The organism is Sporomusa sp. GT1 (assembly GCF_014634905.1).
GTDB classification, from domain to species: Bacteria; Bacillota; Negativicutes; order Sporomusales; family Sporomusaceae; genus Sporomusa; species Sporomusa sphaeroides.
Genome location: NZ_BMBX01000001.1, coordinates 552860 through 574223 on the forward strand (window position 1 = coordinate 552860; position 21364 = coordinate 574223).

19 protein-coding genes are annotated in these 21364 nt (G+C 45.9%); all 19 read right to left on the reverse strand.

The window, feature by feature from the left end; genetic code table 11:
* Positions 1–25: 25 nt before the first annotated feature.
* The 19 genes from GT1_RS02845 to GT1_RS02935 all read right to left on the reverse strand — a co-directional run bounded on the left by GT1_RS02845 (position 26) and on the right by GT1_RS02935 (position 21266).
* Entirely contained in the window at positions 26–1996 is a 1971-nt protein-coding gene (locus GT1_RS02845; protein WP_188397216.1) for an ASKHA domain-containing protein, read from the reverse strand.
* Between the two features lie 66 nt (positions 1997–2062).
* Positions 2063–3406, reverse strand: a complete 1344-nt coding sequence (gene acsC / locus GT1_RS02850) for an acetyl-CoA decarbonylase/synthase complex subunit gamma (RefSeq protein WP_188397218.1) — start codon at positions 3404–3406, stop codon at positions 2063–2065.
* Positions 3407–3522: 116 nt separating this feature from the next.
* Positions 3523–5652, reverse strand: a complete 2130-nt coding sequence (gene acsB / locus GT1_RS02855; RefSeq protein WP_188397220.1) for an acetyl-CoA decarbonylase/synthase complex subunit alpha/beta — start codon at positions 5650–5652, stop codon at positions 3523–3525.
* A gap of 77 nt (positions 5653–5729) precedes the next feature.
* On the reverse strand, positions 5730–7670 hold the full coding sequence (gene cooS, locus GT1_RS02860; RefSeq protein WP_188397222.1) for an anaerobic carbon-monoxide dehydrogenase catalytic subunit: 1941 nt from the start codon (positions 7668–7670) through the stop codon (positions 5730–5732).
* A gap of 193 nt (positions 7671–7863) precedes the next feature.
* Complete coding sequence (locus GT1_RS02865; protein WP_188397224.1) at positions 7864–9630, reverse strand: formate--tetrahydrofolate ligase; 1767 nt, start codon at positions 9628–9630, stop codon at positions 7864–7866.
* A 42-nt stretch (positions 9631–9672) separates the two neighbouring features.
* Positions 9673–10443, reverse strand: a complete 771-nt coding sequence (locus GT1_RS02870) for a P-loop NTPase (protein WP_188397226.1) — start codon at positions 10441–10443, stop codon at positions 9673–9675.
* A 111-nt stretch (positions 10444–10554) separates the two neighbouring features.
* Positions 10555–11196, reverse strand: a complete 642-nt coding sequence (locus GT1_RS02875; protein ID WP_188397228.1) for a DUF3786 domain-containing protein — start codon at positions 11194–11196, stop codon at positions 10555–10557.
* Positions 11197–11237: 41 nt separating this feature from the next.
* Entirely contained in the window at positions 11238–12101 is an 864-nt protein-coding gene (locus GT1_RS02880) for a bifunctional 5,10-methylenetetrahydrofolate dehydrogenase/5,10-methenyltetrahydrofolate cyclohydrolase (RefSeq protein WP_075754441.1), read from the reverse strand.
* A gap of 13 nt (positions 12102–12114) precedes the next feature.
* Positions 12115–12747 carry a cyclodeaminase/cyclohydrolase family protein gene (locus GT1_RS02885; RefSeq protein WP_075754439.1) on the reverse strand — a complete coding sequence of 211 codons (633 nt, stop codon included), beginning with the start codon at positions 12745–12747 and terminating at the stop codon, positions 12115–12117.
* A 302-nt stretch (positions 12748–13049) separates the two neighbouring features.
* Complete coding sequence (locus GT1_RS02890) at positions 13050–13904, reverse strand: UbiA-like polyprenyltransferase (protein ID WP_075754437.1); 855 nt, start codon at positions 13902–13904, stop codon at positions 13050–13052.
* Positions 13897–15357, reverse strand: coding sequence for a menaquinone biosynthesis decarboxylase (locus GT1_RS02895; RefSeq protein ID WP_188397230.1), 1461 nt, complete (start codon positions 15355–15357; stop codon positions 13897–13899). Before GT1_RS02895 ends, GT1_RS02890 begins: the two co-directional genes overlap by 8 nt.
* A 34-nt stretch (positions 15358–15391) precedes the next feature.
* On the reverse strand, positions 15392–16222 hold the full coding sequence (tatC, locus tag GT1_RS02900; RefSeq protein WP_223226015.1) for a twin-arginine translocase subunit TatC: 831 nt from the start codon (positions 16220–16222) through the stop codon (positions 15392–15394).
* A gap of 8 nt (positions 16223–16230) precedes the next feature.
* Positions 16231–16443 (reverse strand): twin-arginine translocase TatA/TatE family subunit, encoded by a 213-nt coding sequence (locus GT1_RS02905; RefSeq protein WP_188397232.1) that lies wholly within the window; start codon positions 16441–16443, stop codon positions 16231–16233.
* A gap of 121 nt (positions 16444–16564) precedes the next feature.
* Positions 16565–17347: a FadR/GntR family transcriptional regulator gene (locus tag GT1_RS02910; protein ID WP_075754431.1), complete on the reverse strand. Its 783-nt coding sequence runs from the start codon at positions 17345–17347 to the stop codon at positions 16565–16567.
* Positions 17348–17367: 20 nt separating this feature from the next.
* Positions 17368–18318, reverse strand: coding sequence for a polyprenyl synthetase family protein (locus GT1_RS02915; protein WP_075756002.1), 951 nt, complete (start codon positions 18316–18318; stop codon positions 17368–17370).
* Positions 18319–18416: 98 nt separating this feature from the next.
* Positions 18417–18665: a 4Fe-4S binding protein gene (locus tag GT1_RS02920; RefSeq protein WP_188397235.1), complete on the reverse strand. Its 249-nt coding sequence runs from the start codon at positions 18663–18665 to the stop codon at positions 18417–18419.
* 12 nt (positions 18666–18677) lie between these two features.
* Complete coding sequence (locus GT1_RS02925; protein WP_075754427.1) at positions 18678–19394, reverse strand: 2-oxoacid:acceptor oxidoreductase family protein; 717 nt, start codon at positions 19392–19394, stop codon at positions 18678–18680.
* Between the two features lie 4 nt (positions 19395–19398).
* On the reverse strand, positions 19399–20169 hold the full coding sequence (locus GT1_RS02930; RefSeq protein ID WP_188397236.1) for a thiamine pyrophosphate-dependent enzyme: 771 nt from the start codon (positions 20167–20169) through the stop codon (positions 19399–19401).
* A 20-nt stretch (positions 20170–20189) separates the two neighbouring features.
* A complete protein-coding gene (locus tag GT1_RS02935; protein WP_188397238.1) occupies positions 20190–21266 on the reverse strand; it encodes a ferredoxin oxidoreductase in 1077 nt (358 codons plus the stop codon).
* Positions 21267–21364 lie beyond the last annotated feature (98 nt).

Genomic DNA, 21364 nt, shown 5'->3' on the forward strand with positions numbered 1-21364 from the left:
GCTCCCAAACTATAGCTTTAAATTATTAAAGATCAACATTGGGAAATAGTGTTAAATCAGTATGTGGAATAAACAGGGATGATACAAATTCGTCCATAAATAAGTTTCCGACCGATAATTCGATATACGTCAGCTTACTTGCCAGATTGTTGGCTTCAGCCCATGCTTCCTGAGACAATAGCGCCATGCAGGCCCCTTTGGCTGATGTATTACCCACATATTTGTACTTTTGTACAGGTATATCAGGCAACAGACCAATGGCTATAGCATCAGGAATATTGAGATAGTTGCCAAATCCGCCTGCCACATAGATGTTTTCGATACTGTCCAGTTCAAAACCGACCACATTCAGCATGGTACGAATTCCGGCAAATACAGCACCTTTTGCTCTGAGCAGATTTTTGACATCAGCTTCGCTAATGATGACATCGCGGTCAAGGTCAGAATCGTCCTGCCAGACAAGAACAAATTCAGGGCCTGCCTCACCAATACGCATCCGGTCAGTTGGCAGACTGGTCTGAAACTTGCCCGCCCGGTCGATAATACCGGTACGCCGCAGTTTCGCCAGGCAGTCGATTAATCCTGAACCGCAGATACCAATGGCTCTGCCGTTATTGATGGTAGTGTAAGATACTTCATAGGTTTGAGGGTCGATTTCCATGCGCTCAATAGCACCATACATAGCCCTCATACCAAAGGTTATCCCAGAACCTTCAAATGCCGGTCCGGCAGAACAAGAACAGGTAACCAGCCAATCACCGGCACCTAATACCATTTCACCGTTCGTACCAATGTCAATCAGGAGAGATATGGGCGCGTCTTCTTTCCCCATATTGGTAAATAAAGTTCCGGAAACGATATCGCCGCCCACATAACTGGCGACTGACGGATAACTAAACACCGGAGCATCAGGATTAACTCTCAGTCCTAATTCCTGCGCTTTAACAACCGGGAAAAAATTAGCTGTGGGAATATACGGTTCCAAACGTATAAATTTGGGGTTAATCCCCAGGAACAAATGCGCCATGGTCGTATTCCCAGCCGTCATAATTACACGAATATCATTTTCTCTAATAGCTCTATGTTTTACCAATATGTCTGAAACCAAGTTATTTACTGTATCGATGATAGCTTGATGAATAGTTTTAAGTCCATCCGTTTCATCGACAGCATATACAATACGGCTAATGACATCATCACCAAAACGGGCCTGCCGGTTATGAGTTCCCGCCGTATCGACAACTCTGCCTTTTTCAAGGTCAAGAAGATAAGCTGCTACGGTAGTAGTCCCAATATCAACGGCTATACCGTACAGCGGCCGATGGCTATGACCTGGCTCAACGGCAATCACTTCAGCTTTACCACCAACCTCAGACAGCAGTACAGTTACCTTAAAGTTATCAGCCCTTAGAATTTCCCCCAAATCACGAATAATTGCCAGAGGAACATGAATGTCCGTACATTTAGTTTCTTTCCGTAGAACCATGGTCAGGCGATTCAAATCATCACGATTGTCCTGAAGATTGGCTGCCGGCAAGGTCAACCGTATACTCCGGCACAGCGGATGCAATGGATAACCGTTAAGCGGGCTTTCTTGCTTTTCTAACAGCAATTCTTTAAGCTGCCAGACATTAAGCAAATAATTGCTTAATGCTTCCGACATACCTGCATTTACCGGACTGCTGTCAACCAGGACCTGATGCTTGCTCATGGCAGAAGTTTTCGGTATTTCTACCACCAAATCCTCGTCTTGAACCAGCGTTTGACAGGCTAAGTTGACGCCTTTTTCCATAAGCCGCGCTGCCAAGTGGCTTTCCCTTCTCGCTTTCGCTTTACCGCTTCTGAGATGAATTGCACACTTACCACAGGTACCGTCACCGCCGCATGGTGCTTTTATCTCAATATTAGCCTTGCCTGCGGCAGTAAGCAAATCCGTTCCTGATTCTACTTCGACTTTCACACCGGCGGGAAGAAATGTTACGAACCTTTTGTTCATCCTAAATTATCCTCCTGATTTGTAATGCCGATAGTTCAGCATTTGTTAGCAAGTATAAAGAAAATATTACTTCATCAGGTGCGGGTAATTAGCTTTGGCAAAAGCCGGAATGCCAGCGGCTTCCTGAGGTCCGACGATTACATCCAAACCGGACTTTTCTTTAAGCTTGCCACTGATGATAGCAACATAACCAGGAATAACAATACTTTTATGGTTAACTTTGCTCATAATACCCATTTTCTCAACAAACTCGGCAATCGGCTCGGCCACGAATTTACCAGCAGCCCAGGCAGTAAGAACTGATGCGCCGTCAGTGTCGACAGCTACGATATAGCCAGGGATTTTACTGCCAACAACTTCGCCTTCAACAGCAAAGTAGGTAAGAGCAAAGTTAGTGCAGATATATACAGGGCTGTCCGGAGTAACGTCACCAATTTCATAAACCTTAGCGTCAACAGCCATCGGTTTTTGCGGATCAGTGTAGATGTTCATACGCCAAGCCATCAATGGCAACAGCAGGGCTTGTTCGTCAGCCTTCATGCAAATAATGCTGGCATATTTAGCAACATAAGTAGCTGCTTCAACGATTTCTTCCCTGGCGCAGGTTGCTTGAGTGCAAGCAAGCATCGGATAGCCAAACGGACGGAATTTTTTCTTGATTGCCAGACGGCGGGCATTAACCATTTCAGCCAAAGTTTTGGCTTGACTTTGATTACCGAAGTCAATAACTAACTCTTTATATTGAGCAGCCACTTTTTCAACTAAAGCAGCAGTATCATCAAGTCCATTACCTTTTACTACTACCGGGCAGTTATTAGCTTTAGCCAGCTCTACAACTTTTTCCCAGTTTTCAGCAGTTGCGGCGTGAAGAAGGGGTTTCTTAGCAGCTACGGCAGGAACAGCAGCTTCTAAACCTGCGGCATCGGCAACCAGCATGAGAGCGAAGTTAGCTTTAGCAGCTACAGCCTCAACAGCGGCTTTAAAGGTAGCGGCATTGCCAGAGCAGTTAGTGATAGCAACCATATCTATAGCAATTTGTTGTCCAACGCGGTCCATTACCAAAGCGTTAACTTTAGCAATTTTAGCATCTAGTTCTGCACCGGACAGAGTATCGGAAATTTGAATAGCCAATGCGGTAGGATGATAGAAGGTTTTGTCATGACGGAAGAGGACGGTTTCGTCACCCATCACGATTTCCTGTTCGCCTACACCTACTTTAACGGTGCGTACAGGAGGCGCAGTTGCTGCACCTAGTGTTTCTTTAGCAGCCTCAGTTGCATGCGGGCACATATCAAGGGATGCTTTACCATTAGCCATTGCCATTGCAAAAGCTAGGCAGGTAGGTGAACCGCAATCTTTACAGTTAGTTTTGGGTAGTTGTTTGAAAATATCCAAACCTGTTAATGCCATTTTCTCTTCTCCTTTCGAATATAAGAACTTAAAATATGAGAATCGGGACACATCAGAAACACTATGCTGTTATCCGGATGTGTCCCGAATTCTTCCAAAAAGGTTACTTAGGTTAATTACATCATCGGATCCATTGTGAGAGCCGGATGTTGTTTTTCTTCAAGGAACGGCAGGATTTCTTCTTCAGTGATACCTACAGTTTCGTCAGCAATCTTGTCAACGAAGTCTGCTCCAAGACCTGCAGCCACAGCAGCATCAACGAGGTCTTGACCGAGATATTCTTTGAGTTCTTTCGGCAGCCAGACAACACGTCCGAGACCACCATCGGCAGGAATGAACTTAGCGCTGCAGAGGTAACGACGGCCCAATCCCATAAAACCGGGGGTTTGAACACCGCCGCCGCAAGTACCGGCCAAACCGGAGAAAGTCATACCGCAAGGGGTTTCACCAGAATGTTCACGAGTGGTAACCATGACACCATTACACAGCGGTAATATCGCCATAATAGCTTCGAAACAGCCGCAGGAAGTCATCGGATCTTCCATCATGGTGTAAAAATTAACCTTTTCTATCGTCCGGTTGGAGCCTGTATAGAAGAAGTCATTCAGGTTTTGCCACTGACCTTTTACGGGATCCAGGCAATCGCCTTTTAGAACCGGCTGATTGGGGCCGGTTGGGGTAATTTCATTGGAGGCTTTGGCATCCAGCCAGCTAACAGCACCGCACAAGCCTACGTGCTCTGGCGTTACAATACACACATGGTTAGGTGCAAAGGATTGGCAGAGTGTGCATGTGTACCAGGTTTCGACAGCTTCGTCAGTGAGGCCTTTGAGACGGGCGTCACGGGCAGCGTATTTTTCAATAGCAAGCTTAATTTTATCTTCAATAACATCTTTATCAGTGATAATGGTAACTTGTACCCGGTCAATAATTGCCGGATAATCTGATTTGAACTTGGCAATAAGAATTTCGCCGATATCTTTAATTTTGAAACCTAATTCTTTAGCGTTTTTGCCGATACGCACCCACATCATGTTACGCTGGGCTACATGCCACAAACCTTCTCCATAGTTAATGAAATAGTGGATACGGCGCTCAAGCACGCCTTCGAAGTCTTCCTGCATCTTACGGCCATAGACGTCAATCATAAGGCCCAGCGGGAAGACGCTGCCTTCCGGCATTTCGTCAATTTCCGGTCCAATAACTTCGATTTTACCGTCTTCAACCTGATCGGCCTCAGCCATGCGAACAAGCTCGAAGCTGGTGGAGCGGCCGCCGCCGAACTCGACATGTGCATCTTTTTTACGGATGGTTTCGCCTTCGAAAGCCGGTCCAATGGTGATAGGTACAGGGATATCGACAATTTTAATTTTAATGCCGCGCATTTCAAGACCGAGTTTACCGATCTTCTCATAATCAGGCTCGGATTGATACCAGTCAGGAATTTCTTCGGCAACCGGCTGGTCGGTGACAATCGGGAAGCCCATGAAGATAGCACCAAACTCAGCAGCAAATTTAACGATATCATTAGGTCCAAGCTGGATTACGAACGCAAGTACGCGTTTTGCCTGATATTCAATAGCACGTTCACGCTGTCCGGCAGGAATACCACCGAAAGCGAGACCGGCGCGGAAAGCAAAGTTAACGGCATGGATAACCTGGGTGAAGTTGCCGAGAGGGAAGGTAATGAAGTCAGCGCCAATTTTAACATTTTCTTCAATACATTGCTCGATTACTTCGTTGGCCAGGAAGATCATGATGCCTTTGGATTGGAGGTCTTTTACCAGTTTGGCGGTAGACTTGCTATCTTTGCCCTTACCGACGATAACAGCAACACCAGGGATAGTTTGGTCAACCAAAGGTACACCGAATTTACGAAGAATAGGATCACCGATAAAACCGCAGTACGGGTATTTATCAGGTTTAGCACCATTGATGTAACGAAGTGCTTCAATAACCTCAGCTGCATACAGGGTAGCTTCACCGTTCAATTTAGCATTTTCGAAATTCAGTTCTTCTTTTATGTTAGTGGTCCGAACCCGATTAAGAATGGGAGCGAGATCACCAATTGTATTTACTTCCTCACCGCTCAGCGCAGTGATAACCGGTAATCTGTATGCGGTTTCAGGATATTTAACCGGGCAGTCGGCACCGTATTCCTTAATAGCTTTCGCCAGAAGAATTTCTGCGTAGCTGGTAGCTGTGACAGCACCTTCATAGGCGCCTTTAAAAAGCTCCATAGACATATTGTTTTTCTTCCTCCTTCATAGAGTCAATTCTCATTATCTATTGAGTAGCTAATAGCAAAGTACTATTTTTTTTATTACTCAGCAGCCGCTTGTGCATCACGGGCTTTTTTGCGCATTGCAATCTTCCAGCTACGCTCTTCAATAATTTCCACAGTTCTGGCAGCTGCTTTCAGCGCATCAGTTTCCCAGAAGAAGAAACCGCCAAATACATCTTCCGCAACTTTGGTGACAACATCATTTACAAGCTGGCTGCCAACAGTCGGGGCAATAACGCCTACATGTACCGCGTTACCGTAAGCAACGTTCCAGGAACCGATGGCAACAGCCTTTTCGGACATGGCTTCCGGTGCACTTACGACAAATGGAACTTCAGGTACGGATACGCCCATTTCTTTTGCAACCAGATTTACAAAGTCTTGCTGACGGCTATAGTCAACGCAGGAACCGGTATGGAACATAAGCGGAAGCTCCTCAGTCAAGCCTGCCGCAGCGTTCAGGCGGGCATAGAACTTCTTGAGGCCTTCACCAGCATACTCTTTAACTGCATCACCGTTCATCATGCCGGCAAGGGCATGGGCTTGAGCGGAACAGCCGCCGGCCAAGAGGAAGATATCGTTCTTAGCCAGTTCTTTAGCCATAGCAGTATGGTTGTAGTCGTGAGTGCCTTTAAGGTTGTTACAACCGATCAGCGCGGCAATACCTTTGATTTCGCCGGCTTCCATAGCATCAACAATTACGCGGATTGGGTTTTCAGGGTTAATTTTACCAAAGATATTGAGGATAGCTTCAAGGGTGAAACCAGCCACGACTTTATTCTTGATATTGGGAATGTTAACCTGGGCTTGGTCGCGGGTTTTGTAAGCTTCTATTGCCAAACGAATGATTTCCTTTGCGCTTTCAACCGCATGATCCTCATCAAAAGCGAAGTGATAGGATCCGGGAATCTTCATGATAGGCATGGTGGTAATGATCTTAGTGTGGAAGCATTCAGCAGCAGAACGCAAGCTCGGCATAATGCACTGAACGTCAACAACCATGGCGTCCATAGCGCCGGTCATTACTGCAAGCTCTTGAGTAGCAAAGTTAGTGGCAATGGCAACACCTTCACGAGTCAGAACCTCGTTACCGGTACAGCAGATACCAACAAGGTTGATCCCGGCAGCGCCGGCAGCCTTGGCTTCTTCCTGCATTTCTTTCGCTGCGTTTACAACCATTTGCGAGAGAAGCGGATTGTGACCGTGGAGAGCTATGTTAACTTTGTCAGCTTTAATGGCACCAAGGTTAGCTTCAGTTACTACAGGTACGCCAGTACCGAAAAGAATGTCGGACAGATCGGTTGCAAGATGTTGACCATCGTAATCGCAAAGAGCTGCCTTCAGACCACCGAAGATAATGTTAACGGGATCAGCGTCAGTACCAACATGGGTTTGATGAAGCAATTTAGCCAGGCTAAGGTTAATACCGGCAGGAATAATAGCAGTTTTACGCCATACGTCCAGTCTCTCTTCAGGAGCATAGGCCTTAAGCCAGGTAAGCTCCTGGGTTTCATCTACACGGCCAAACTCGGCAAGGGCAGCACTGGCAACATCTTTACAGATATCCATTACTTCGCGGCCCTCGGTTTTAATACCGATATTTTTAGCAACACGCATAAGCTTATCGGTATCAGTAATCTTATAGTCATGGTTATGGCCTTCAGCAACATGCAGAAGAACCTGAGCGATTTCGCGGCCATGGTCAGAGTGAGCCGCAGCGCCGCCTGCAATGTAACGAACGGTATTTCTAGCAACGATGGTGTAGTCAGCGGCACCACAAATACCTTTATTACCACCTGGTTTCTTGGGCAGAATGCGGCAAGGACCTTGTAAGCAAATACGGCAGCAGATACCAGTATTGCCAAAGGTACAACGAGGCTCTTGAGCTTTGGCGCGATCAAATGTTGTTAAAAAGCCGATTTCTTTGGCTTTATCCAGCATCTGAGTTGCTGCCACGTCAATTGTTCTTTGTTCGGACATTCTTCTTTTCCTCCCTATGTTCATCATAGTTGTTTTTCAGGTGAATCCACTTACAAGGAGCTTAGCTACTCAGGATTGTTTAATTATGAGGATTTTTTCACAAACTCTATATTTACAGGTATTCGCCCTTAGGCGGGCGAATACCTGCTGAGTTATGAGAAAATTTTTGTATATTTTTGTTTTTTTATAAAATTTAGAACAAACCGCTAACTTTACCGGTATTAACGTCAACATCAATACGGCGATATGCAGGGTCAGAGCTGGTTCCCGGCATCAAGCTGATAGCACCGGCCATCGGGCAGAGGAACTTGGCGCCGCCATAAACCAGGATGTCGCGAATCGGCAGTCTCCAGCCTTTCGGTACGCCTTTCCAGGTCGGTTCATGCGACAAGGACAGGTGGCTCTTAACCATCATAGTGCAGTAATCGGCGTATTTAGGATCAGACTCAAATTTCTGTGCTTTTTCTTGAGCCAGCGGAGCCCAGTCAACGCCATCGGCACCGTAAACTTCTTTGGCAATAAGCTCAACGCGTTGACGAAGCGGCATTTCAAGCGGATACAGATATTTGAAATCAACTTTTTCTTTACAAGCATCCATAACAGCATCAGCCAAATCAAGAGCGCCGTCGCCACCCTTGGCCCAATGCTCGGAAACAGCGGCGCGAGCGCCTGCTTGTTCAGCAATCCTTTTCACCAGCGCATGTTCGGCAGCAGTATCTGTGTAGAAAGCATTGATACAAACAACAGGCTTAATACCGGATTTCTTAATCATGTTGATCAAGTGCACCATGTTTTCACAGCCTTTTTCTAAGAGGCTAAGGTTTTCTTTGGTGTACTCGTCAGGAAGCGGACGGCCTGGTACAACGGTAGGTCCGCCACCATGCATCTTAAGGGCGCGAACAGTGGCAACCAGGATAGAAACGTTAGGCTTAAGTCCGCTTAAGCGGCACTTAACGTTCCAGAATTTTTCAAAGCCGATGTCGGCAGCAAAACCAGATTCAGTTACATGATAATCAAAGCACTTCAAGCCTATGCGGTCAGCAATAATAGAGGACTGACCGATAGCGATATTGGCAAACGGGCCGGCATGTACGAAGCAAGGCTGACCTTCCACGGTGGAGCAAAGTGTCGGATTGATGGTATTGCGCATCCAGGCAGTCATAGCGCCATCAACTTCCAGGTCACCGGTAGTGACAGGATCGCCTTGTCTGTTATAACCAACTACGATATGCTTGAAGCGTTCGCGCATATCTGCCAGATCTTTCGCAACAGCCAAAATAGCCATCAATTCAGAGCCAACAGCAATACCGAACTTGGAATGCATCATAAAGCCGTCTTTTTTACCACCAAGACCCATAATGATGTTACGGAGACCTTGGGCTGCAAAGTCAATTACCCAGCCCATTTCTATATTTTTGGGGTCAATATCTAAACGCTTGAGGTTTCTCTTAGCCAATTCAGCATCAGTATAGTTAGCCTCATGCTGCATTCTGGCATTCATAGCTACCATACCCAGGTTATGCGCATTCATAATGTCATTGATGTCGCCGGTCAAACCAAGCGAAAACTCAGTCATCGGAATGAGGAGCGCATTACCGCCGCCGGCAGCAGTGCCCTTAACGTTCATGGTAGGTCCGCCGGAAGGCTGCCTTAGGGCACCGCCAACGTTTACACCGCGTTTTCCAAGACCTTCCATGATACCGATGGAGGTAGTTGATTTGCCTTCACCAAGCGGAGTAGGAGTAATGGCGGTTACCTCAATGTAGTTGCCGTCAGGTTTATCCTTCAAGCGGTCAATGACTTTCAGAAAATCGACTTTCGGGGTTTTGCCGTAAGGAATAATTTCGTCCTTTTGCAGTCCCAGAATTTCCTGGTACTTCTCGGTACTGGGAAGATTTCCTGCGGCCTCCGCCGCCTCAGCGATTTGCCAATCCTTCATTTGCGTAGCATCCCAAGCCATAAATCTAAATCCCCCTTTTAAGTTGTTATTTAAGAATGCAAGCTATTTTTTAACTTTACATCCTGTAACGATACGTCCATAGATTTCTTCCATGGTCGTTTTGAAGGCTCCGGTAAGTATGTCTGCTTCGTTTCCGAGAGCGACATCCAGCAGTTCGTCATCAAAGCGAATGACACCTAACAGTTCTTGAGTCGTAAACTGTTCCTGGATGAATACTTCTTCTTTCGGAGAACGAATCTTATTAGCAATAACTTTTGTAACCTCAATGCCCAAATCATTAGCCAGCTGCATGACTACTCTTGCGGTTTGAACACTGGTCTTACTCGGTTCTGTAACAACAAGCATCAGGTCTACACCTTTTGATGTGCCACGGGTCAAGTGTTCAATGCCTGCTCCCATATCAAGAATAACCACATCGTCCTTATCCAGGATCAAAGCGTCTACTACGGAGAACAGAAATGCATTTTCGCGGCAATAACATGCCGAACCGCCTGGTTTAATAGCGCCCATTCGTAAAAATCTGATGTTACCCACGCTAATGGAATACTCATCTAATATGTCATCCACATCAGGATTAAGACTATAGAATAAACCCCCACCGGCACTTTTCTGCTTAATGGTTTCTTCCATGTCAATTAGTGGAATTACTTTAGCCAAGATATCATCAGGAATTCCTAAAGCCAAGCCTAAACTTGCATCAGGATCAGCGTCTACTGCGTAAACGCGGCGGCCCTCACGGGCAAATAATTTAGCTAAACTGGCAGAGACAGACGTTTTTCCGACGCCGCCTTTGCCGGAGACTGCAATTTTCAAGGTTTCACCTCCTTAAATTGGTTATCTCAAACAAATTGCATTGTTTGCGAAAATTTCATATTGCCGGTATATAACGAATTGTCTGTTAAATACAGGCAGTATGATCACCTCTTAACTTAAGGTTCGAACTGCTTTATTGAGCAAACTGGCACCGGCAGCAGCAGCCACCACTAAATCCTCGGTGGGCAGATAATACTGAGCCGTAGCATCAAATAATACAGTTGCATTTGCCGGGAACTCCTCGTCCCCTTCCCAGATAACATAGGTTATCGGAATGCGCGGTAAAATATCCAGTGTAATAGCGACATCACCATATTTGGCAAATGTAACTCCCAGTTTTTCACCCACTTGGCGTAATAAACCGGATTTTTTCCCAAATATAGCCTTAAAACCGCCAAGTACCCGGCCATTGAATGGCTGCAAATAAATCATGCCGCCTGGTATTTCTTTAAAAGATATCAACTGCCCGGACAGAGCGTGTCCGCTTGCAGTAAACAGGTAGTGAAGCAAAACTACTTTAGTGGCTATCGGCACCGGTTCCTGGCGTCCGACAAAGCTGACTTCCCCTTCAGGATAGCTTACAGTGTACATTTCATTTATATATTGGAGTGTAAATACACCACCATCAAATTCAGCGCCACTGTTTGCGGCCATTTCTTCCGGATTTTTAGCAGCTAAGCCAGCGCAAGCTTTTTCATAAGCCAACTGATAGCCATCCTGCAGATGCTGTGAATTACTGTTACCGGTTTGCATTGGCTGTGCCCCCTAGTGCAATAGCAGAATTACAAATATTGTTAAGCCAATCCGTTTTGCATTTCGCAAGCCTGAATGGTTTGCTTGCAGAGCACGACGGTTGTAACTGAGCCAACACCGCCGGGAACCGGAGTGATTTTGGCAACAATCGGCTCTACTTCGGCGTAGTCAACATCACCGCAATATTTTCCAGGATTGTCCGGATCTTCATTAATCCCAACGTCAATTACTACTTGACCTGGTTTTACAAAATTAGCCTTAACCATTTTGGCCCGGCCCACTGCGGCAATGAGAACATCGGCGTCGGCACAGACTGCCGGCAGATTATCTGTCCGTGAATGGCAAATGGTTACTGTTGCATTCTCTCTTAAGAGCAGCATGGCAACAGGCTTGCCAACTACTTGGGAACGACCCAGGACAACGGCTTTCTTACCTTTTAACGGGATATCATAGAATTTGAGAATATCCATACAGGCCGTAGGAGTACAGGGCGGGAAGCCGGTAGGATCGTCGGTGTAAACTTTAGCGGCACTGCCAATGGTCATGCAGTCGACATCTTTTTCTACAGGAATAAGACTGCGGATTTTTTTCTCATCCAATTGCTTGGGCAATGGCGCAAACATGAGAATACCATTGACTTCTTTATTAGCGCCAACCTCGATCACGGCTTTTTCAAAAGCAGCCTGATCAATATCGGCAGGATATTCGAAAACTTGGTATTCCATGCCAATGGACTCACAGGTTTTCTTGGCGCCGCCCTCATAGAAGAGATCGTCAGGACGGGCACCGACCCGGATAATCCCCAACTTGGGAGTAATACCTTTAGCTTTAATGGCTGCCACCTTTTGGGAGAGTTCCTCCTTCATGGCATCGGCCACCGCTTTACCGGCTAATCTTTCGGCCATCGTCAGATTCCTCCTATTTCTTTATCTTATTAAGAACCAGTTCAAGCGTAGCATCAGCGATTCTGGAGCCATCGGCTAGCAATTGTTCCATTTCCGCTTTGTTTTTGTTAACATATTCCTGATCCTTAATTGTATTCAGGTTTATCACAACATTGAGCATCCCGCTGATCAGGGCGGATTTTAAAAATACTACGCCGCAGCCGACATCGGAAATTGCCAAATTGGTGCCAATTTGACCCATGCGCTCGTGCAGTTTAATTCCTTCGTAGCATTTACGCATAATTTCCATCGGGCCTTCACAGGCATCTTTCGAGCATTTTTCCATAACTTGTTCTTTATAAGCTATCTGCTCTGGTGTGTCTTTGGGCAAGCCATAGGCTTTGGAAAGTGGCTCAAATACCGCCGCATCCTCATCCACCAATTTTTTTAAATCATCAATTACCTTGTTGCCTTTAACAATTAGGTCTTTAACTTCCTCTTCCACTTCGGCATATTTCTTTTTGCCCACAGTCAGGTTGCCGACCATGTTGGAAAGAGCCATCCCGATGGCACCGCCAAGGGCTGCTGCACCGCCACCGCCCGGTACCGGAGCTTTGGAGGCCAGCACTTCCAGAAAATCAGAGCAGGACTTGTCTAGCATACTCATGGTTCTTAATCCTCCCAATTCTTCCGTTAATTTGAAATAACAACAGCATGTTTTCCCGGCAACATTATTTGTTTGTTATTTCACATACATTTCATTTGAAAAAATTCGCTTTATATTCTGAAATTCCTGCTAGTTTTTAACTGCTCAAAAAAAATATTATTGTCGCATTTTAGCGAATTTTCATTTTATTACATAACAAAACCTCTCTTGTCGAAAAGCAGAGAGGTTTTGTTATGTAATGTCTTTGGTATATTTACAAATATAGCTAAATTTCGCACCATTACTAATCCAAGCACTATTGTTTACCGCACCATATATAATGAAATAACGGTAAAGATAAACAGCAAAGTGCTCACCAAGCCGTTGCGCATGAAATAGCGCTGAGTAACCTGGCGCAAATCATCCGGACTGACAATAGAATGCTGATAGATTAAAACAATGGCAGCTAATGCCACGCCAATATAATAGATAAAATGCAAATTCAACAATACTCCGACAATCATAAAACCAAAAATACTTATGCCATGCATGTATTTCGACAGCTTCAAAGCGCCGTCAACACCGAAACGTACCGCCATTGAGTGGAGGCCATGGGTTTTATCAAACGCCACATCCTGACAGCCATAGATCACGTCAAAGGCAGCAATCCATACCCCCACCGATAATCCGAGAAAAAGTACAGCATAAGAAACTTCACCGGCAACGGCAATCCACGCACCAACAGGGGCTGCCGCCAAGGCCACCCCCAGAACCAAATGACAGGTCCAGGAAAATCGCTTCATATACGGATAGACGACTAAAGGTATCAGTGCTAACGGCCAGAGTTTTAAGCAAAGCGGTTGCAATTGGGATGCAGCCAGAAGGAACACCAGGAGACAAACAATAATGAGAAGAGCGGCCTCCCAGGTTTTCACCGCGCCGGTAACCATTGGCCGTTTGGTAAACCGGGGATGCTGCCTGTCATATTTTAAATCAATATAATTATTAAGAGCCAGTGCCGCACTGCGGGCACCGATCATAGCCAGCGTAACCCACAAAAGGTCGTGAGCACTGGGGAAACCGCCGGCAGCCAAAAACGCTCCCATATAGGCAAATGGCAGCGCAAACACGGAATGGGACAAAGCAATATTATCAAGGTGGGCTTTTAACTTACTCAAGTCCCAAATCCTTCCATTTAACGTCAACCATTTTCTTAATGTCGTCAGACATGGTGATCTCATCAGGCCATTCACGGGTTTGTCCTTCCGACGGCCATGATTTTGTAGCGTCAATACCCACTTTTGTTCCCCAATTGGGCATTGGCGAGGAATGGTCGAGAACGTCAAGCGGTCCGTCTACCATAACAATGTCGCGCCTGGCATCAATATTATTAAATACCCGCCACCAAACTTCCTCCATCACCTGAACATTAACATGCTCATCAACGACAATAATCATTTTAGTAAACATCATTTGTCCCATACCCCAGATGGCGTGCATTACCTTTTTAGCCTGCTGCGGGTAGCTCTTTTTAATGGATATCACTGCACAATTATGGAATACGCCTTCCAGCGGCAGATTGATATCAACAATCTCGGGCAGCTGCATTTGCAGCACCGGCAAAAAAATGCGTTCTGTCGCTTTAGCCAGAAAGCAGTCTTCCATCGGCGGCTTACCCACAATGGTAGCCGGATAAATTGGATCTTTGCGATGAGTTATGCAGGTAATATGAAAAACAGGGTAATTATCGGCCAATGAATAGTAGCCGGTATGGTCGCCAAAGGGCCCTTCCAGGCGTAATTCGTCCAGGTTTACATAGCCCTCAAGCACAATCTCCGAACCTGCCGGTACTTCAACATCAATTGTCTCACATTTAACCATTTCCACGGCTTTTTTTCTTAAAAAACCGGCAAAAACCATTTCATCAATATCCCGCGGCAAAGGTGCTGTAGCCGCATAGGTAATCACAGGATCGCCGCCAATGGCAACCGCAACTTCGATCTTATCTTTGCCTAACTCCCTGTGGGCACGGTAATTTTCGGCCCCGTTTTTGTGAATATGCCAATGCATGCCTGTTGTTTTTTGGTCAAAAACCTGTAACCGGTACATGCCAACATTACGTTTGCCATTAACAGGGTTCTTGGTGAATACCAACGGCAATGTAATAAACCGGCCGGCATCTCCCGGCCAGCATTTCAGTATCGGAAATTTATCCAGTGAAGGCTGATCTTTAATAATGACTTCCTTGCACGGTGCATTTTTTACATATTTAGGAAAATTGATTGCCCGTTTAGCTGTCGGAATAATTTTAACCAAATCCAGTTTATTTTGTAATGAAATATAAGGCAGCTTCAAAATTTGTCGTATTTCCTGGGCAATATCATCAATTTTATCGACACCAAGCGCTAAAGCCATACGTTCCATACTACCGAACGCATTCATTAATACCGGCACATCATAGCCTGTAACATTCTCAAACAGCAGGGCGACATTCTTATCTCCTTGCATTTTAGAGACCCGGTCGGTAATTTCGGTAATTTCAAGCTCACAATCGACTGGATGACTGATGCGTTTCAGCCACCCCCGCGACTCCAGTGCAGCAATAAATTCCCGTAGATCATTGTAGGCCAAGTCAATACTCCTTTCGAGTTTGCGAGGTAAAAATCTACTTTTGCAATATATGTTTTACAATTAATATGCTTATTTCATATAACAGGATCATGGGTACTGCTATCATCGTTTGCGAAAAAACATCAGGGGTGGGTGAAATTACAGCCCCGACCACAAAAGACATCACCAGCACCAGCTTACGTTTAGCCAGGAGAAATTGGGAACTGATAATGCCCATCTTGGCCATCACCAGTATAAATAACGGCAATTCAAAAATAAAGCCAAAAGGCAAAAGAAAGGAAATGACAAAAGACAAATATTGTCCTATGGAAAACATCGGTTGAAGGTTGTCTGTCGCAAATCCCATAAAAAATCTAATTCCTGCCGGCAGGACAAGATAATAGGAAAATAGCAGACCGACAAAAAATAAAACAATGGAAGCAGGCACCAAAAAAATCCCGGCCGTACGCTCATTATTTGTCATGGCCGGTACAATAAAGGCCCACAATTGATACATAACTATCGGCAAAGCTAATAAAAATCCGGCAAAGAAGGAAACCTTCAAATAGGTAAAGAATGCTTCTGCCGGATTCATATAGTAAAGCTTTCCAGCCGATACAGTGATAAGTGCGGTAATTTCAGCAGCATAGAAATAGCAGGCAATGCTGCCTATGACAATAGCTGCAATCATGGTGATCAGACGGCGCCGCAGTTCTTCCAGGTGTCCGATTAGCGACATTGAGCCTTGCGGTGGTTCTTCATCAATCCTAGACGCGTCTGGTCGGCTGTCTTCACGAATAACTTTATCGCTGTATATTACTCCGGTGTTTTCCGTGGTTTCAGGTGTTACCCGGTTATTATCCTCATTACGCGTATTCTCAGGCATCAAACCCCTCACTTATGCTCGTCAGTCTGCTTGTTATCAATGGTTTTGGCCTCAACTTTAGTCGTTTCTTCTTTAGGATTGGCAATATCCGTGCTGGCCCGTCGGAATTCCTGAATTCCCTTGCCAATTGCCTTACCAACTTCCGGAAGTTTTCCCGGACCAAATACAATCAAAGCAATGACTAATATCAACACCAATTCCGGCATACTAAAACTAAACATAGCTACCATCCCCCTTTTCATTCTTGGACATATAATATATTATACCTGTCCGCTCCAAAAAAAACAATGCGACAAAGCAACAACAAAAATACGGCTGCCCTTATATGCCCTGCCAAGCACATTACGAAGGAAAGCCGTAATCTTCATTAGGAATCTGCAACTTTTTACTGTCTCCCTGCATTTTGGGAGTGTCGAGCTCACCCTTTTTAATTTTGGCAAGCACACTTTCAACCAAACTAAGATGTTCTTGCATTTTGCGTCTGGCTAAGCGTGGATTGTGGGCAGTGATGGCTTCATATATCTCATAATGAGATTGATGCAACAGTGTTGGCATATTTTCAATCAGAAACATTTTTTGCCGGGTGGTGCGAAACGTTTTGGTCAATAAATCGGTGATGGTATGCATTACTTTGATCAAAACCGGATTATTAGCCGCCTTGGCAATTGAAAAATGAAAAGCTGCATCACCATGTTCCCCGATACCGCCGGTATTAACTTCTTCAAGCATAGAAGCAAGCGCGCACTTTATATCTTCAAGATCTTCCGGTGTTGCCCGCATGGCAGCCAGCGCTGCCGTTTCTATTTCGAGAATCTTACGCACCTCAAGCAATTGAAAAAGATCATCAATCTCTACTTGTAAAAAGAATGATAACGGTTCCATCATGCCTTCATAGGAAACCTGCCTGACAAAGCTGCCTTCACCGGGACGAATGGTAATAATGCCCATAATTTCCAGAGCACTGAAAGCTTCGCGTACCGAGGCGCGACTGACATCCAAGGTTTCTGCAAGCTCTCTTTCGGAAAGCAATTTGTCTCCCGGCTGCAATTTACCGTCAATAATCAGTTTTTTTATCTGCCCGATGATTTCTTCATATACTTTTTTGGTTTTAACAGGCTTAAACATTAGCACCTCCGGAGATCACACTAGTATTTACGCAGTCCCACAAAGTCGGCTACTGCAAACAAGGATTCTCTCACAGAGCTATTAAGTGTTGCCGGCAAACTATTGCGGGCATGTTGCAAATAGGTATGCACCTGCCCATAGCTGTACTCAACAGCTTCTGTTTGGTGAATGATTTCTAAGCCTCGCTTAACTTCATCATCAGACATTTTCTGGTTTATGATAATATTTCGCAGTTCATCTGAGCGCGGGCTATTTTTTAAGGCATATATGACCGGCAGTGTTACTATTCCCTGCCGCAAATCATTGCCAACCGGTTTACCCAACTGTTCGGCAGAAGCTGTGATATCCAGGATATCGTCGGTTATTTGAAAGGCCATGCCCAGCGCATATCCATATTCCCGGACCCGGATAACACTCTTTTCGTCAAGACCGCCGGCAATTGCCCCAAGCTCGCAGCTGGCGGCAATAAAGTCAGCCGTCTTTTGGGCTACTCTAAGACGATAGTCGGCCTCAGTCTGATTGGCATTAAATGCTTCTTTCAGTTGTATGATCTCGCCCTCGCAGATATTACAAATCACATCTGTCAAAATTTTTAGCATATTTTTCCGGGCCAAAATAATGGCTGAAAATGCCTTGGCAAATAAATAGTCTCCTGTTAATACCGAACTGTGATTGCCCCAACGGGCATTAGCGGTTGGCCGGCCGCGCCGGGTAGCGGCATTGTCAATAATATCATCATGCACCAGAGTTGCCATGTGGATAAGCTCAATAGCCACCGCCATAGGCAGCAGTTCCGCCTGATTGGGAACCCCGCCACGGGCACACAATAGATACAAAGCGGGCCGTATGCGTTTACCGCCCGCTTGCACCAGATGCACACCAATATCATTAACCATGTCTACCGGCGATTGTATTATAGAGTACAGTTCCTCTTCAACAGCCACAAGGTCTTCACTAACTATATCAAAAATATTGTCTGGAAATTTACTCACTCAATAATCACCTACAAGACAGAATCTGTTTCTATAATACACCATTTCATCGATAATAGTCTACAATAATAGTTGGATTATTTATTTTTTTCCACCCGAATAGCGCAATCCGGACATACCATCTGACAAATACCGCAAAGAATGCACTTTTCCATATCGGCTTCGACACGCGGTGTACCATAAACACCCAGCTCTTCCGACCAGCCAATGCACTTTACCGGACATTTTTCTATACATAAGCCGCAGCCTTTGCATAGGTTAGGGAAAGTAGCCCAGAAGCCTTTTTCTCCGTCATATTTTGCAGATTCCCAATTAACTTTAGCCATTTTTTCCCCTCCTTACATCGCACTCTTAATGAGTTTGTAGCCGCGCTCCAGAGCCTCAAAGTTCATATCGCGGAGTTTGGGATTTTGCTTAAACTTGTCACCAAGTTTGCTTTCCAGCGCTCTCTTAATGCTGTCCATCGGCAGCAGTTCGGTTGCTGCAATGACTGCACCAAGAATAATAATATTGAAAACACGCGGATGCATTTCGTTTTTGGCAATATCATTGGCAGGGATGGCCACAACCTTTTTAACTTCGGGAATATCGGCAGGATCAACACCCGGACCGGGTTTAGTGAACGAACAGGTTTTAGGCTCGCCGGCAATCAAGTCCTGCGGCAAATCAGCATTAGGGTGCTCGGCTGTCGGACATGGCGGCGTTACATCAAAATATTGCATGCCGATAATGTTGTCACTCACCTGGCCTTCCTGAATAAGCGAATTATCATATATATATACCGTATCTTTCCCGGCATAGGTTTTTGTCCGCTGAACCGCACGCGGACTTACCGGAATAAGAATATCGGCTTTCTGAAACTTAGGAGCGCCAATCTCGCCGTCACTTACCTGTACAAAGGCAATAGAAACGCCGCCGCGCTGCTCTACACCGAAGTTGGGAATATATAACGCATTCTTTCCTTCTTCATTGGCAGCTTCAGCCAGGATTTCGGCAATGGACTGAACACCTTGACCACCCTCACCGGCAATAGCTATCTTAACAACCTTTGCCATCAACTTAGCCCTCCTTTGCTTGCGGCGTCTTAAGCTCGCCGACTTTGTAATACGCTGCCATATCTTTCTCGATAAACTCCCAGGTCTGTTTGGCATTGGTACGCCAGTTGGTCGGACAGCCGGCCAGACATTCTACAAAAGACAGACCATTGCCATCCATTTGATTTTGGAGGGCTTTTTTAATAAAACCTTTGAGCTGGCGTGGGTTGGCCACTGTACCGCGGGCGACATAAGCACCCTCCGGCGCTACGGCAGCCACCATTTCAGGCCCTTTGGTAGGATGCCCGGTTTGTTCTATATCGCGCCCATACGGAGTGGTTTCGGTTTTCATGCCAGGCAGGGTAGTTGGCGCCATTTGGCCGCCTGTCATACCATAGTTACCATTATTGCACAGGATAATGGTAATCTTCTCGCCGCGAACCGCAGCATTGAAAAGATGTTGCGAGCCGATAGCATACCCGCCGCCATCACCCATGTAAGCAACGCCGATAATGTCGGTATTGGCACGCTTCATTCCGGTAATTACCGGGGTAGTGCGGCCATGGTGGGTCTGTACTGTATCAACATTGAAGAAATCCCAGGCCAAGAGTGAACAACCGATATCACAGCCAAAAACCATTTTTTCCTTAATACCTAATTCGTCAATGGCCTCACCAAGGCATTTCAGAATAATTCCATGGCCGCAGCCGGGACAAAATTTATGTGCTTTTGTTTCTTCATTCCAACTGGCAGGCATAGCCGGCTGAAGAACGTTATTTTCTTTAAGTTCTTGCATGGTAGTCCTCCCTCCTAAATCTACAGTTTGTTATACGCTTCAAGCATTTCTTCGGTAGTGATGCCAACACCGGGACGCAGCATGGGGACAATTTCAATTGTGCTGCCGAATATCTCATGTTGAACAAGTTTCAATAACTGACCGTACGCCGATTCGGCGACCAGCAATTTCTTGGCACCTTTTATTGCCTCTTGCAGTTGTTTGCCCGGGAAGGGACGAACGGTAATCGGACGGAAATAACCAACCTTCTCGCCTTTGGCACGCAGTTGGTTATAAGCAGTCAGTGCGGCGCGCGATACAATGCCATGGGTGAGAAAAATCACTTCCGCATCTTCACAGCCTCTGGCATCCCATTCAACCACTTCTTCAGCCATCTTATCCCAATCATGCTGATTCTTCATTACGACTTCATACAACTCATCTTCCGTGTTATACGTGTTGCGAAGATGCTTGATTGTGCGTCCCGGGTTTTCAGTATCCCCAAGGAGGGGCTTAGGCTTCACTAAAGCCACGCCTTTTTCAGCAGGGTCGTAGATAGTCAGGGGCTCACGCATTTTAGCCTGATAGCCGTCACCCAGGACAAATGCCGGAAAACGATATTTCCAGGCCGAATTAAAAGCCTTAATGGTATAATCAAACAGTTCCTGATGGGTAGCAGTCGAGTAGACAATACGATGCCCCTCGCCATTACCGCCGAAAGTTGTCAGAATGGTCTCTTGCTGGGCATAGATAACGGTTGCCGTTGAGGGGCCGCCCCGCTGCTGAATTATATAGACAATCGGCAGACGCATCATTTCAGCCATACCGGCAGACTCTTGCATGAGCACGTTGCCAGGACCTGCGGTTGCGGTAAATGCCTTCCTGCCTGTCATTACACCGCCAAGAGTAGTGAAGCCGGCGGAAATTTCGTCTTCGGTTTGCAGGAAGCGTTTCCCGTACTTAGGAGCAAGCCTTGTCCAATAATGCATAATCTCATTCTGCGGTGTGATCGGGTAGCCATACATAATATCGGCTTTAGCTGCTACCGCAGCCCAGGCACACACCTCATTGCCTGTCATGAATACTCTTTGTTCACCTTGCAGTGAAACTTCGGCCATAAGAGCACCTCCTCAAAATATGTAACCTTCCGGGCTGTCAGCCATCCCGGCTGAGCCTCTCTTAGTCAGGCCGTAGCCTGACTGCCGCCCACGGCGCA

Bases quoted from the DNA above. Each gene is read 5' to 3' on its own strand.
- acsC (WP_188397218.1), bottom strand. From the start codon at position 3,406: ATGGCATTAACAGGTTTGGATATTTTCAAACAACTACCCAAAACTAAC.
- GT1_RS02885 (WP_075754439.1), bottom strand. From the start codon at position 12,747: ATGAGTATGCTAGACAAGTCCTGCTCTGATTTTCTGGAAGTGCTGGCC.
- GT1_RS02920 (WP_188397235.1), bottom strand. From the start codon at position 18,665: ATGGCTAAAGTTAATTGGGAATCTGCAAAATATGACGGAGAAAAAGGC.
- GT1_RS02910 (WP_075754431.1), bottom strand. From the start codon at position 17,347: ATGTTTAAGCCTGTTAAAACCAAAAAAGTATATGAAGAAATCATCGGG.
- GT1_RS02865 (WP_188397224.1), bottom strand. From the start codon at position 9,630: ATGGCTTGGGATGCTACGCAAATGAAGGATTGGCAAATCGCTGAGGCG.
- GT1_RS02845 (WP_188397216.1), bottom strand. From the start codon at position 1,996: ATGAACAAAAGGTTCGTAACATTTCTTCCCGCCGGTGTGAAAGTCGAA.
- cooS (WP_188397222.1), bottom strand. From the start codon at position 7,670: ATGTCCGAACAAAGAACAATTGACGTGGCAGCAACTCAGATGCTGGAT.
- GT1_RS02935 (WP_188397238.1), bottom strand. From the start codon at position 21,266: ATGGCCGAAGTTTCACTGCAAGGTGAACAAAGAGTATTCATGACAGGC.
- GT1_RS02875 (WP_188397228.1), bottom strand. From the start codon at position 11,196: ATGCAAACCGGTAACAGTAATTCACAGCATCTGCAGGATGGCTATCAG.
- GT1_RS02880 (WP_075754441.1), bottom strand. From the start codon at position 12,101: ATGGCCGAAAGATTAGCCGGTAAAGCGGTGGCCGATGCCATGAAGGAG.
- tatC (WP_223226015.1), bottom strand. From the start codon at position 16,222: ATGCCTGAGAATACGCGTAATGAGGATAATAACCGGGTAACACCTGAA.
- GT1_RS02905 (WP_188397232.1), bottom strand. From the start codon at position 16,443: ATGTTTAGTTTTAGTATGCCGGAATTGGTGTTGATATTAGTCATTGCT.
- GT1_RS02925 (WP_075754427.1), bottom strand. From the start codon at position 19,394: ATGGCAAAGGTTGTTAAGATAGCTATTGCCGGTGAGGGTGGTCAAGGT.
- acsB (WP_188397220.1), bottom strand. From the start codon at position 5,652: ATGTCTATGGAGCTTTTTAAAGGCGCCTATGAAGGTGCTGTCACAGCT.
- GT1_RS02930 (WP_188397236.1), bottom strand. From the start codon at position 20,169: ATGCAAGAACTTAAAGAAAATAACGTTCTTCAGCCGGCTATGCCTGCC.